Source organism: Bradyrhizobium uaiense, from assembly GCF_010811875.1.
Classification (GTDB): domain Bacteria; phylum Pseudomonadota; class Alphaproteobacteria; order Rhizobiales; family Xanthobacteraceae; genus Bradyrhizobium; species Bradyrhizobium uaiense.
The window spans coordinates 1-12,752 of sequence record NZ_VKHP01000256.1; the positions used below are offsets into that span (position 1 = coordinate 1).

The 12,752-nt window shown below is 66.3% G+C and carries 12 protein-coding genes; 7 read left to right on the forward strand and 5 right to left on the reverse strand.

Annotated features, from left to right (window positions below):
* On the forward strand, nucleotides 1–1,120 hold a 1,120-nt coding region (locus tag FNJ47_RS38615; protein WP_163161075.1), incomplete at its 5' end, for an MFS transporter.
* A gap of 7 nt (nucleotides 1,121–1,127) precedes the next feature.
* On the opposite strand, the gene FNJ47_RS38620 is transcribed toward FNJ47_RS38615, so the two are convergent.
* From FNJ47_RS38620 to FNJ47_RS38630, 3 genes are all read right to left on the reverse strand, one after another.
* Nucleotides 1,128–1,532 (reverse strand): DUF4864 domain-containing protein, encoded by a 405-nt coding sequence (locus FNJ47_RS38620; RefSeq protein ID WP_163161076.1) that lies wholly within the window; start codon nucleotides 1,530–1,532, stop codon nucleotides 1,128–1,130.
* 274 nt (nucleotides 1,533–1,806) lie between these two features.
* Nucleotides 1,807–3,333, reverse strand: a complete 1,527-nt coding sequence (locus FNJ47_RS38625; RefSeq protein ID WP_163161077.1) for a lysozyme inhibitor LprI family protein — start codon at nucleotides 3,331–3,333, stop codon at nucleotides 1,807–1,809.
* 67 nt (nucleotides 3,334–3,400) lie between these two features.
* Nucleotides 3,401–3,949: a cupin domain-containing protein gene (locus FNJ47_RS38630; protein ID WP_018273259.1), complete on the reverse strand. Its 549-nt coding sequence runs from the start codon at nucleotides 3,947–3,949 to the stop codon at nucleotides 3,401–3,403.
* A 136-nt stretch (nucleotides 3,950–4,085) separates the two neighbouring features.
* Here FNJ47_RS38630 and aptA point away from each other — a divergent pair, with 136 nt between their 5' ends.
* Both aptA and FNJ47_RS38640 read left to right on the forward strand, forming a co-directional pair.
* Entirely contained in the window at nucleotides 4,086–5,426 is a 1,341-nt protein-coding gene (aptA, locus tag FNJ47_RS38635) for an omega-aminotransferase AptA (RefSeq protein WP_165446058.1), read from the forward strand.
* A 106-nt stretch (nucleotides 5,427–5,532) separates the two neighbouring features.
* On the forward strand, nucleotides 5,533–6,798 hold the full coding sequence (locus FNJ47_RS38640) for a D-amino acid dehydrogenase (protein WP_163161079.1): 1,266 nt from the start codon (nucleotides 5,533–5,535) through the stop codon (nucleotides 6,796–6,798).
* A 227-nt stretch (nucleotides 6,799–7,025) separates the two neighbouring features.
* On the opposite strand, the gene FNJ47_RS38645 is transcribed toward FNJ47_RS38640, so the two are convergent.
* Nucleotides 7,026–7,229, reverse strand: coding sequence for a hypothetical protein (locus FNJ47_RS38645; protein WP_163161080.1), 204 nt, complete (start codon nucleotides 7,227–7,229; stop codon nucleotides 7,026–7,028).
* Between the two features lie 146 nt (nucleotides 7,230–7,375).
* Between FNJ47_RS38645 and FNJ47_RS38650 the strand changes: the two genes are divergently transcribed.
* Nucleotides 7,376–7,744 carry a hypothetical protein gene (locus FNJ47_RS38650; RefSeq protein WP_163161081.1) on the forward strand — a complete coding sequence of 123 codons (369 nt, stop codon included), beginning with the start codon at nucleotides 7,376–7,378 and terminating at the stop codon, nucleotides 7,742–7,744.
* Between the two features lie 203 nt (nucleotides 7,745–7,947).
* On the opposite strand, the gene FNJ47_RS38655 is transcribed toward FNJ47_RS38650, so the two are convergent.
* Nucleotides 7,948–8,592, reverse strand: a complete 645-nt coding sequence (locus FNJ47_RS38655) for a TetR/AcrR family transcriptional regulator (RefSeq protein WP_163161082.1) — start codon at nucleotides 8,590–8,592, stop codon at nucleotides 7,948–7,950.
* Between the two features lie 154 nt (nucleotides 8,593–8,746).
* Between FNJ47_RS38655 and FNJ47_RS38660 the strand changes: the two genes are divergently transcribed.
* Genes FNJ47_RS38660 through FNJ47_RS38670 form a run of 3 tightly spaced genes read left to right on the forward strand, consistent with a single transcriptional unit; the run spans nucleotide 8,747 to nucleotide 12,558 of the window.
* Nucleotides 8,747–9,244, forward strand: coding sequence for a (2Fe-2S)-binding protein (locus tag FNJ47_RS38660; protein WP_163161083.1), 498 nt, complete (start codon nucleotides 8,747–8,749; stop codon nucleotides 9,242–9,244).
* The gene (locus tag FNJ47_RS38665; RefSeq protein ID WP_163161084.1) at nucleotides 9,241–10,287 is read left to right on the forward strand and encodes an FAD binding domain-containing protein; all 1,047 of its coding nucleotides are present in this window, start codon (nucleotides 9,241–9,243) and stop codon (nucleotides 10,285–10,287) included. The genes FNJ47_RS38660 and FNJ47_RS38665 overlap by 4 nt, the downstream gene beginning before the upstream one ends.
* A gap of 3 nt (nucleotides 10,288–10,290) precedes the next feature.
* On the forward strand, nucleotides 10,291–12,558 hold the full coding sequence (locus FNJ47_RS38670) for a xanthine dehydrogenase family protein molybdopterin-binding subunit (RefSeq protein WP_163161085.1): 2,268 nt from the start codon (nucleotides 10,291–10,293) through the stop codon (nucleotides 12,556–12,558).
* Nucleotides 12,559–12,752: the final 194 nt, after the last annotated feature.

Here is a 12,752-nt window from a genome sequence, read left to right on the forward strand (position 1 = left end):
CTGGGCGGGTGGGGTGGGGCTGGCTGTGCTGCAGAGCGACGCCGGCGCAACCCGGGGCGCGGCCGCGCTCGCCTTCACGATGGTGATGCTCGGCTTCGGCATCGGCCAGGTCGTGACCGGCAAGATCAGCGACCGCTTCGGCATCGTCGCCGCGATCGGCGCCGGGATCGGCATTCTCGGCCTCGGCTATGTCGGCGCCGGCTACGCGCCATCGGTGTGGGCCTTCATCCTGCTGCATTTCGCGATCGGCCTGTCGTCGGCTGCGACCTTCGGCCCGCTGATGGCGGAGGCGTCGCACTGGTTCGAGCGCTACCGTGGCCTTGCGGTCGCGATCGCCGCGAGCGGCAATTATGTCGGCGGCACGGTGTGGCCGCCGCTGGTCAATTTCGGCATCCAGAGCGTCGGCTGGCGCACCACCCACATCGCGATCGGCATCTTCACCGCGCTCGGGATGACGCTTGCGCTCATGCTGCTGCGCTTGTTGATGGGGGCCGCGGTCAGGCGCAACCACGTCAACGCGGCACCGCCGCGGGTCGACCTCAGGCTTTCCACCAACGCGCTGACCGCGATCCTGTCGCTCGCATCGATCTCGTGCTGCGTGGCGATGGCGATGCCGCAGGTCCACATCGTCGCCTATTGCGGAGATCTCGGCTACGGCGTGGCGCGCGGCGCCGAGATGCTGTCGCTGATGCTCGGATTCGGCATCATCAGCCGGATCGGCTCCGGTTTCCTCGCCGACAGGATCGGCGGCATCCGCACGCTGCTGATCGGCGCGATCGCGCAGGGCTCGGCGCTGCTGTTCTATCTGTTCTTCGACAGCCTGACCTCGCTCTACGTCATCTCGGCGATGTTCGGCCTGTTCCAGGGCGGCATCGTGCCGAGCTACGCGATCATCGTGCGCGAGGCGATGCCGGCGTCGGAGGCCGCGACCCGGATCGGCATCGTGATCTTCGCCTCGGTGTTCGGCATGTCGTTCGGCGGCTGGATCTCGGGCGTGATCTTCGACGCCACTGGCTCCTATGCCGCGGCCTTCGCCAATGGCCTCGCCTGGAACCTGCTCAATGTTAGCATCATCCTGCTGCTCTTGATGCGGTCGCGGCAGCGGTTGGCCATGGCGTAACGATCGTTCACACCGACTGGCCGGCCTTGAGCAGCGAGCAGCCGGAGATCTTCAGGCTGCCGTCCGGTTGTCGCTCCAGCGTATAGAGCGCCTCCCACGCCTCGCCATTGGCATCGACGATGTGCACGCGCTGCGCGATCCGGTCGCTCTCGCTCTGCGCCGCGCCGAACTCGAAGCTCCGGTGTCGATAGACCGGCGCGTATTGGCTCTGCACCATCGACATGAAGATGTCGGCCTGCGGAAAGATCTGCCGGATCGCGGGCGCGGCGTAGGAATAGGCGCCGGCGGCGTCGTCACGGCCGAACGCCTGCTCCTGGGCGCGGATCACGCCTTGCGCGGCGCCGACATCGTCGGCGGTGGCAGGCGATGCGAGGGCAAACAGGATGGCGGCAATGAGGGCGATCGCGCGCATGCGGATACTCCGTGATGACTGCCCGAGCTTACGTGAAACCCGGTCGCATGGTTTCACCAACAATCGATCTCCTCGGAAAATTGATCTGTCGCAAGGTTCCTTCCGGCCGGCGCACTAGCCTTGATTCGTCAACCTTGGAGGACTGCCATGCCCCTCGATACCATTCTCGTCGTCATTGCCGTAACCATGATGTTCGGGACGGTCGCTTTCGTGATCACCTATGGCGACAGGCAGACGCGCAATTTGTGACCGCAACAGCCCGCCGTCCGACTCTTCAGCGGATCGAGCCTTTGAAATTGTCGATGTCGGGCGAGGGGCGGGCGGGAAACAGCCGCGCGGTCGAGGAGTTGTCGAGCCGGCGCTTGCATTTCGCCTCGTCGGCGCTGTCCTCGGTGCCGTCCTTGCCGGTGCGCTTCTTGGCAAAGGCGTCGTCCTGCCGGTTGACGATCAGCATGGCGTGGTCGCGCTCGAGCGTATCCGGGTTCTTGCGCCGCTCGTCGGAGCGGAATGCGCCGCCCGTGATCTTGCCGGTCATCTCGTAGTCGCAGCCCGCCTTCCAGTCGCCCTGGTCCCACTTCCATCCGATCGCCTTCACGGCGCCGTCCTTGTCGCCGGTGACCTTGATGATGGCGTTATAGGCGAGCCAGACACCGGCAAGGCCGCTGCGCTTGTCGTCAAAGCCTTCGAGCAGCGCCAGCCGTTCGCGCTGCAAGCCGTTGACGTGATCGCGCGCATCGACGGTGAAGTGCACCTGCGATGACTGCTTGTTCCAGGCCGGATGCAGGAATTCCGGATACTCCTCGGTCTGGCCCTTCACCCAGTTGCGCTGGTCGTCGATCAGCGCGCGCCGCGTCGCGTCGTCGAGCCGCGGCTGCAGCGCCTTCCAGGCGCGGTTCAGCCGCTGGTCGTTGTCGGCGAGATCGGGATCGGCGCAGATCTCCTCATCGGTCGCAGTCTCGGGCCTGGTGCAGTCGAAGGTCGGCGCGATGAAGGCGGTGTCGGCCTTGTCGGATGCTGCGTCCTTTCCGGCGGCGAAATAGTTGCCGGTGGTTTGCCACATCGACGAGCAGTCGTTGAATCCGTCCCAATCCTCATCGTCGACGGTCCCGACGATACGCAAGGTCTCGCCCTGGCGGCGGAGTTTCAATGACGGCGGCTTGGCGGGAGCGCCCGTTGTGTCCGTCTTCGCCTTGTCGGCCGATGCGTCCGCTTCGACCACCACGGGGCCGGAGAGCCAGCCGGCGCCCGAAGGCTTCAGATCGGCGGTGAGCTTGCAGCTTCGCCTGCGGTCGCCGCCATAGTCGCCGCGCAGGTCGGCGGCGAGACGAAAGGCGCCGCCTTCGGCCGGCGTCAGCGTGACACTGCCGAACGCATTGACCCATGTGCCGGATAGGCCGGGCCGGCCGGACGTGATGCCGTCGAGCGCCGCCGCGCGGCGCCGCAGGGCTTCGATAAAATTCGCTTTCAGCTCGTCCTCGCCGGTATCGGCCAGCACTTCGGCGGCATCGATAATCATCTCGTTGAACCAGGCCTGGTCGCGCTTCAGCAGCGGCTTGACGTTTGGCGGCATCTTGCCGAGCGCCGCGTCGAAGGCCTTGTCGATCCGCGCGACGAGCTCGTCGATGCCGGCCTTCTTGCAATCGGCGGGCTTGATCCGGTCATCGCTGCCGTTGCCGCAGAGTGTGATCGCGGTCGGCGCGCTGCTCGACGCGCGCAAGAAATCGTCCATCGCAAACGATGGGGCGGAGGCAAGAACCGAGATGGCCACGACAGCGGCCGCAAGCCGAGGGGAGCGAGGCATGGACATCACCTGCGAGGCCGCGACAAATGGCCCCTGCGGCTTGGGTCGCCCGCCGCACGCGCCGGGTTCAAAACGTCGGCGGTGTGCAGGCCGAAATCACCTCGCACGGCTTGGCGCCGATGCAGCGGAAGCGGTGCGGGCGGCGGCTTTCGAAATAATAGGCGTCGCCGGCATTGAGCACCCGTCGCTCGTCGTCGACCGTGACCTCGAGCCGGCCCGACACCACGATGCCGCCTTCCTCGCCCTCGTGCACCAGCGGCACCCGGCCGGTGTCGCTGCCGGGTTCGTAGCGCTCTTTCAGGATCTGCAACGCCCGTCCGAACAGGCTGTCGCCGATCTGGAGGTAGGAGATCGGCTTCTTGCCGATCTCGGTCAGCTCGTCGGCGCGGTAGAACGCCTTGCGCGGCCGCTCCGGCTCGATCGCGAAGAATTCGGCGAGCCCCATCGGAATCCCGTCGAGGATACGCTTCAGCGCACCGACCGACGGGTTCATCTGGTTGGATTCGATCAGCGAAATCGTCGAATTGGTCACCCCGGAGCGCTTGGCGAGCTCGCGCTGCGACAGCTTGTGCCGCGCGCGGATGAATCGGAGCCGACCGCCGATGTCGACGCTCATGACGAGATCCCTGTTGCAGGTGTTGCGGATCGAACAAATCTTCGCAGACCGCTTCAACAAGATCAATGGCTTGCGGTGCGACAGAAAAGGACTTGTTGAGTGCTGGGAAGAGTGGTCCGACTATAGGAAACCCATAATGGAGCCCGCCGTGACCGTTCATCAGATTCCGAACACCATCAAGACCGATTCGTTCTGGATGCCCTTCACGGCCAACCGGCAGTTCAAGAAAGCGCCGCGGCTGTTCTCCTCCGCCAAGGGCATGTACTACACCTCGGTCGACGGTCGGCAGGTGATCGACGGCTCCGCCGGTCTCTGGTGCGTCAACGCCGGCCATGGCCGCCCGCAGATCGCGGCCGCCGTCGAGCGGCAGCTGTCGACGCTGGACTTCGCACCCTCCTTCAACATGGGTCACCCGCTGGCGTTCGATTTCGCCGAGCGCCTCGCCGAGATCGCTCCGAAGGGGCTGGATCGCATCTTCTTCACCAATTCGGGCTCTGAATCGGTCGATACCGCGCTGAAGATCGCGCTGGCTTATCACCGCGCCGCCGGCCAGCCGACCCGCACCCGCCTGATCGGCCGCGAGCGCGGCTATCACGGCGTCGGCTTCGGCGGCATGTCGGTCGGCGGCATGGTCGCCAACCGCCGCCAGTTCGCGACCCATCTGCCGGGTGTCGACCATATCCGTCATACCCATGATCTCGCCCGCAATGCCTTCGCCAAGGACCAGCCGGACCATGGCGCCGAGCTCGCCGACGATGTCGAGCGGATGGTCGCGCTGCATGGCGCCGACACCATCGCGGCCGTGATCGTCGAGCCGGTGCCGGGCTCGACCGCGGTGCTGCCGGCGCCGAAGGGCTATCTGCAGCGCCTGCGCGAGCTCTGCACCAAGCACGGCATCCTCCTGATCTTCGACGAGGTCATCACCGGCTTCGGCCGCCTCGGCACTCCGTTCGCCGCCAATTTCTACGGCGTGACGCCGGACATGATGACCACCGCCAAGGGTATCACCAACGGCACCGTGCCGTGCGGCGCGGTGTTCGCCAGCCGCCAGGTCCATGACGGGCTGATGGTCGGCCCTGACAATGCCATGGAGCTGTTCCACGGCTACACCTATTCGGCGCATCCGGTGGCCTGCGCGGCGGGCCTCGCCACGCTCGACATCTACAAGGACGAGGGTCTCCTGACCCGCGGCGCCTCGCTCTCCGACTACTGGCGCGATGGCCTGCATTCGCTGAAGGGTCTGCCGAATGTCGTCGACATCCGCAATCAGGGCCTGATGGGTGCGGTCGAGCTCTCGGCCCGTGACGGCGCTGTCGGCGCGCGCGGCTACGACGTCATGGTCGATTGCTTCAATCGCGGCCTCTACTTCCGCATGAGCGGCGACTCGCTGGCGCTGTCGCCGCCTTTGATCGTCGAGAAGTCGCATATCGACGACATCGTCTCGATCCTCGGCGATGCGATCAAGCGCGTGGCCTGATAATTGCTGGCTGGATTTTAGCTAGCTCTACAAATTGCTGTCGCCGTTGCGAAGCAGAGTGGTTTCGCAGCGGCGATTGCGTTTTCGCTGCAGGATGTGAGGAAAAGTGAAGGTCCTTGTTCTCGGCAGTGGCGTGATCGGCGTCACTTCGGCCTATTACCTTGCGCGTGCCGGCCACGAGGTGACGGTGATCGACCGTCAACCGAAGCCCGCGCTCGAAACCTCCTTCGCCAATGCCGGCGAGGTGTCGCCGGGCTATTCGTCGCCCTGGGCCGGCCCCGGCGTGCCGGTCAAGGCGGTGAAGTGGTTGTTGATGAAGCACGGCCCGCTGGTGATCCGTCCCAAGCTCGATCCCGTGATGTGGCTCTGGCTGCTGAAGATGCTGCGCAACTGCACCACGCAGCGTTACGCGGTGAACAAGAGCCGGATGATCCCGATCGCGGAATACAGCCGCGACTGCCTGCAGGCGCTGCGCAGCGAGATCGGCATCAAATACGATGAGCGCGCGCAGGGCACGCTGCAACTGTTCCGCGAGCAGGCCCAGCTCGACCACACCGGCGACGACATCGCCGTGCTGAAGCAATACGGCGTGCCGTTCGAGGTGCTCGACCGCGAGGGCTGCATCAAAGCCGAGCCGGCGCTGGCCGGCGTGAAGCAGAAGTTCGCCGGCGGGCTCCGGCTGCCGCATGACGAGACCGGCGACTGCCACATGTTCACGCAGGCCTTGGCGCTGGAAGCCGAGAAGATCGGCGTGCGCTTCAACTTCAATGTCGGCATCGACGGGCTGAATGCCGATGCGTCCCGCATCACCGGCGTTGCGACCAGCGCCGGGCTGATGACCGCGGACGCCTATGTGCTCGCGCTCGGCAGCTACTCGCCGCATCTGGTGCGACCGCTCGGCATCTCGCTGCCGGTCTATCCGGTGAAGGGCTATTCGATCACGGTGCCGATCAAGGACGCGTCAGGCGCGCCGGAATCGACCGTGATGGACGAGAGCTACAAGGTCGCGATCACGCGGCTCGGCGATCGCATCCGCGTCGGCGGCACCGCCGAGGTCTCAGGCTATTCGACCAAGCTCTATGACGCGCGGCGCGCGACGCTGGATCATTCGCTGACCGATCTGTTCCCGCGCGGCGGCGATCTTGCCAGGGCCACCTTCTGGTGCGGCCTGCGCCCGATGACGCCGGACGGCCCGCCGGTGATCGGCGCGACGCGCTTTGCCAATTTGCATCTCAACACCGGTCACGGCACGCTCGGCTGGACCATGGCCTGCGGCTCCGGCCGCGTGCTGGCCGACATGCTCTCCGGCAAGAAGCCCGAGATCGACACCAAGGAGCTGTCGATCAACCGCTACGATCACCGCTTCGGCTAACGCGTTTTCGAGCGAAATCATGACCGGCTCGCGTGAAAGACGCGACCGGTAGCAACGGCACGAATGCAAACGGCGGATCGCCCATTTCGACCTTCGTTCAATTGCCGGAATCCGCGCGCCCGAGACGTGTGCCTGGCGCGCGGCGGCTGGTTCGCCGGGCGAGAGGCGAGGGTCATGATCTTTCACCGGCGATGTCCTACCTGCCGCAAGCTGCGTGCGCACCGGGCCTAGGCGATGTCGAACTCGTCCTGCATCGCCGTCACGGTGTCGCGAAGCTCTCTCTCCTTTGCCTCATCCAGCGCGGTCTCGCGCGTGCCGCCGAGATCCCAACTTGGGCTGTAGCCCTTCAGGCGGATCAGCTTCAGTCCTTTGACGCCGGATCGTCTTTCCAGTTCGGCCGTGATCTCGTGCTGCATCTGAAGTGTTTTCATCGGGGCCTCTCCGGGGAACGTTGTTTCCGCTGAACAAGACAGCCGGCATCTTGTTCCTCGCGCTGTCCTGAACGTGCGTCCTTCCGCCTAGGAACGACCACCTCGCGGACCACGTTGCTCCGGTTCGAACCAGGAAAGGACGTCACATGAAGAAACTGGCTACGATCGGGTTGGCCGCGGCGATGGTGCTCTCCACGCCGCTCGCCTTCGCGCAAGGAGCGGGCGGTGGAGCAGGCGGCGGATCGGCAGGCGGCGCGAGCGCCGGCGCAGGGACGGGAAGTTCGGGCACAGGAACCGGCACCGGTACCGGCTCGTCGGGCACCGGCGGCACCACCGGCATGGGAACGGGCTCGGGCATGAGCAATCCACCCGGCAGCACCACCGGCAACGACATGAACAACCCGGGCAGCTCGACGCCGAATTATTCGACCGACCCGAATGGCAATTCCGCGACCGGGACTGGAACGTCGAACCTTCCAGGCAACAACAGCGGAACGCGAACCAATCCGCGATAGTCACAAAGGCCCGCATCGCGCGGGGCTTTCGTTACCCAGGATCGATCAACGAAAAGCCCGGCACGCTGGCCGGGCTGGATCGCAAATATCCAATAGAGCAAATATGAGCTTGGACTTGGCAATGCGGCGATCTAGCCGAAAGCCGGCCAGCTCGTCTGTGCACTTTGGCACATTTGCCGGGCGCCTCTTTCGGCTGGTCGGAGCTATGCTTGGCGCCGCGCCTTTCGCCCCGCTTTCCTTGCCGGCATTGCCGCTGCCGCTTTGCCTGCCGGCTGCACCCGCAAGCCATCGACGAACACATCGAGGAGCCTGAGCGCGGTGGTCTGCCAGCCCGGCTGGTCGTGCATGTAGCACATACCGATCAGCGCGCGTAGCACGTCCTCGGCACTGATGTCGTCGCGAATGGCGCCGGCCGCCACCGCACGCGCGAGTAGGGTGCCGATCGCCTTGGTCAGGCGATCGAACGAATAGGCGTGCAGCTCGGTCGAGCCATGCGCGACCAGCGCGAGCGCTGCGACCATGCCCTTCTTGGTGGCGACGAATTCCACATTGGCGCGCAGCCAACGGCGCAGCGCAGCGACCGGCTCCGGCGCGCATTGCAATTGCTCGGCGAGGTCGCCGAGCTGCTCGACCTCGCGGCGGTAGACCGCCTCATACAGCGCCTCCCGGGTCGGGAAGTGCCGATACAGCGTGCCGATGCCGACGCCGGCATGGCGCGCCACCGCCTCGAGGCTCGCCTCGCTGCCGCCGGCTGAGAACACGGCCTTGGCGGCTTCCAGCACGCGCTCGCGATTGCGCACGGCATCGGCGCGCGGCTTGCGGACAATTTCTGGTGATGAACCGGCCATTCCTTTTTCTTTTCACCCTCCCTTGTAAACGGAGGATGCCTCCGTATATGGCGACCAGCACCGGGCCTGACAAGGCGCGCCGATCATGCATCGGCGGCCACGAGCTTCTGTTGCCTCGATTCAACCCGACCATACACGGATCGGAGCGCCTTGCATGAATCTCCCTCTCAGTCTCACCATCAACGGCGTCCGCCGGGACATCACCCTCGACGACCCCCGCGTCACCCTGCTCGACCTGCTGCGCGAGCGGCTCGACCTCACCGGAACCAAGAAGGGGTGCGACCGCGGCCAGTGCGGCGCGTGCACCATCCTGGTCGACGGCCGCCGCATCAATTCCTGCCTCGCGCTCGCCGCCAGCCATGACGGCGCCGAGATCGTCACCATCGAAGGCATCGGGCGCGGCGGCGAGCTGCATCCGGTGCAGGCCGCCTTCATCGCCCATGACGGCTTCCAGTGCGGCTTCTGCACCCCGGGCCAGATCATGAGCGGCATCGGCCTGATCCAGGAGGGCCAGGCCGGCGACGACCCGGAGCGCGTGCGCGAATGCATGAGCGGCAATCTCTGCCGCTGCGGCGCCTATCAGGGGATCACCGAAGCCGTGCTCGAAGCACAATCCAACATGACCGCCACCAAGCAGAGGCGCTCCGCATGATGAACTTCGATTATGTCAGGCCGACCAATGTCGCGGATGCGATCGCTGCGGCCAGCGAGAAGGGCGCGACCTATCTTGCCTCCGGCACCAATCTGCTCGATCTGATGAAGGGCGGCGTCAGCCGGCCGAGCCGTCTCGTCGACGTCACGCGGCTGCCCGGGCTCGATCGCATCGAACGCCTCTCCGACGGTAGCTTGCGGATCGGCGCGCTGGCCCGCAACGCCGATCTCGCGCATGATCCGGAGTTCGCCCGCAACTATCCCGCGGTCGCCGAGGCGCTGCTCTCGGGTGCGTCCGCGCAGCTCCGCAATGCCGCGACCGTCGGCGGCAATCTGATGCAGCGGACGCGATGCGCCTATTTCTACGACGCCGGCAGCGCCTGCAACCGGCGCTGGCCGGGCGCCGGCTGCGACGCGCTGAAAGGCGAGAACCGCCTGCACGCGGTGCTCGGCTGGAGCGAGGGCTGCATCGCGACCCATCCGTCGGACTTCTGCGTGCCGCTGGTCGCACTCGACGCCATCGTCGAGATCGAAGGCAAGGCCGGCCGGCGCGAGTTGCCGCTCGAGGCACTGCATCGTCTGCCTGAAGCGACGCCGGATCGCGAGACCGCACTGGAGCGCGGCGACCTGATCGTCGCGTTGCGGCTGCCAACTGATGCGCAAGACTTCGCCGGGCATGCCCGCTACATCAAGGTGCGCGAGCGCACCTCCTATGCCTTCGCCGTGGTCTCGGCCGCGGCGGCCTTGCGCATCGAGGACGGCAGGATTCGCGAGGCGCGGCTCGCGCTCGGCGGCGTCGCCGCAAAACCGTGGCGTGCGCGCGAGGCCGAGCAGGTGCTCGCGGGCGCCGCGCCGGATGCGGCGGTCTATCGCGAGGCGGCGCGCGCCGCGCTGTCAGATGCAAAGCCGTCCGGCGACAACGCCTTCAAGATCGAGCTCGCGCAGCGCATCATCGTGCGCGCGCTCACCCTTGCCGCCGCAGGCACGCCGGATCGCATTGCCGCGCTGCCCGGCTCTCCCTTCTCATCCGTTGCAGGAGCGTAACGCATGACGGTTGAACTCAGTCTGACCCGCGACCCCGCCCATATCAGGCATGGCTCGAATATCGGCCAGCCGATGACCCGCACCGACGGCGTACTGAAGGTCACCGGCAAGGCCCGCTATGCCGCGGACAATCATCCGCCCGGCATGGTCTATGCCGTGATCGCGACCAGCTGCATCGCGCGCGGCCGCGTCAAATCGCTCGACGTCGCCGCTGCCAAACGCCATCCCGGCGTGATCGACGTGATGACCCCGGCGCACAAGCCGGAGCTGGCGGAAGATCCCGACGCCAAGGGCAATCCGTTCGCCTTCCGCATGGAGCTCCTGCAGAGCGACGAGGTGCGCTACGCCAACCAGGCGATCGCGGTCGTGATCGCCGAGACGCTGGAGGCCGCGACCGAAGGCGCGGCCTTGCTGTCGCCGCGCTACCAGGTCGAGATCGCGCGCGTCGGCCTCGACGCCGGCGAGGCCTATGCGCCGCCGGTGGTCGGCATCGGCAATCCCGCCGAAGTTCGTCACGGCGACATCGACGCGGGCATGGCTGCTGCTTCGAAGCTGACCGATGCGACCTACGAGACCCCGGCGCAATATCACAACGCGATGGAGCCGCATGCGATCGTCGCGGTGTGGGACGGCGACCGGCTGTTCATCGATACGCCGAGCCAGGGCATGGGCTTCGCCCAGATGCGCGTCGCCGGCCTGTTCGGCATGTCGCCGGCGAATATCCACATCAACAGCCCGTTCCTCGGCGGCGGCTTCGGCTCCAAGGGACTGATTTCCGGGCCGCAGGTGCTCGGCATCATGGCCGCCAAGCTGATCGGGCGTCCGGTCAAGCTGGTCCTGCGGCGCAGCCAGATGTATGGCCCGGTCGGCCATCGTCCGCCGACCCGCCAGCGCATCCGGATCGGCACCGACGATGCAGGCCAGCTGGCCGTGATCAACCATGAGGCGCGCGTCACGACGTCGAGCTTCGACGATTTCTACGAGCCTGCGGCGGACGCCTCGCACACGCTCTATGCCAGCCCCGCGATCCGCACTGCGCATGAAGCGGTGCGCGTCGATACCGGCACGCCGCTGTTCATGCGTGCGCCGGGCGAGGCCACCGGATCGATCGTCCTGGAAAGCGCGATCGACGAGGCGGCGTTCGCCTGCGGCATCGATCCTCTGGAGTTTCGGCTGAAGAATTATGCCGAGGTCGAGCCGACTACCGGCAAGCCGTTCTCCTCCAAGGCGCTGCGCCAGTGCTACGCGAGAGCCGCCGAACGCTTCGGCTGGGCGGGTCGTCCGCTGCAGCCGAGGCAGATGCGCGACGAGAACGGCTTTCTGGTCGGCTGGGGCATGGGGACCGCGACGTTCCCGGCCATCATGTTCCAGGGCAATGCGCGCGCGGTGATCCGCGCCGACGGCAAAGGCGTGATGGAGACCGGCGCGCACGACATGGGGCAGGGCGCCTGGACCGCGCTGGCGCAGATCTCGGCCGACTCGCTCGGTCTCGATTTCGATCAGCTGACGTTCCGCTCCGGCAGCTCCGATCTGCCCGATGCCGGCATCGCCGGTGGATCGGGGCACACCGCAACCGTCGGTGCCGCGATCCACAATGCCGGTGCCGCAGTGATCGCCAAGCTCGCCGAACTCGCCACCTCGGACCAGCGTTCGCCCTTGTTCGGCGCCGGCAATGCCGGCGTGGTGGCGCGGGCCGGGCGGCTCTATCGCCGCGACGATGACGCGCGCAGCGAAAGCTACGCCGAGATCCTGGCGCGCGCCGGCGTTGCCGAGGTCGACGCCAGCGGCACCGGTGCGGCCGATGCAGCGGCGCAGTCGCAATATGCGATGCATGCGCATGGCGCTGTCTTTGCCGAGGTCAAGGTCGATCCGGAACTCGGCCAGATCCGCGCCACGCGGCTGGTCGGTGCGTTCGCGGCAGGACGCATCATCAATCCGTTGATGGTGCAGAGCCAGCTGCGCGGCGGCATGATCTGGGGCCTCTCCTTCGCGCTGCATGAAGAGGCGGTGATGGACCATCGTTCGGGGCGCATCCTGAATGCGAACCTCGCCGAATACCATGTGCCCGTGAATGCCGACGTTCCGCCGATGGATGTGATCACCGTCGACGAGCACGATCCGCACGTCAATCCGCTCGGCATCAAGGGCGTCGGCGAGATCGGCATCACCGGCAGCGCCGGTGCCGTCGCCAACGCCGTCTTCCACGCCACCGGCATCCGCGTGCGCAATTTCCCGATCAAGATCGAGGAGTTGGTGATGGGGTTGAGGTGATGCGACCTGATATGATCGCCGCATAACCATTATCGTCGTCCCGGCCTAGTGCGCAATTGCGCACGGGAGCCGGGACCCATATGTGGACGGCCGCCGTGGCACAAGAGCTTTCTGGTGAGATCGGATCGCTTGCATCCATATGTCCGGCCTGTTGAGTGCGATCGGGTAGACCGCTGGCCAAGATGGTTTGCGCG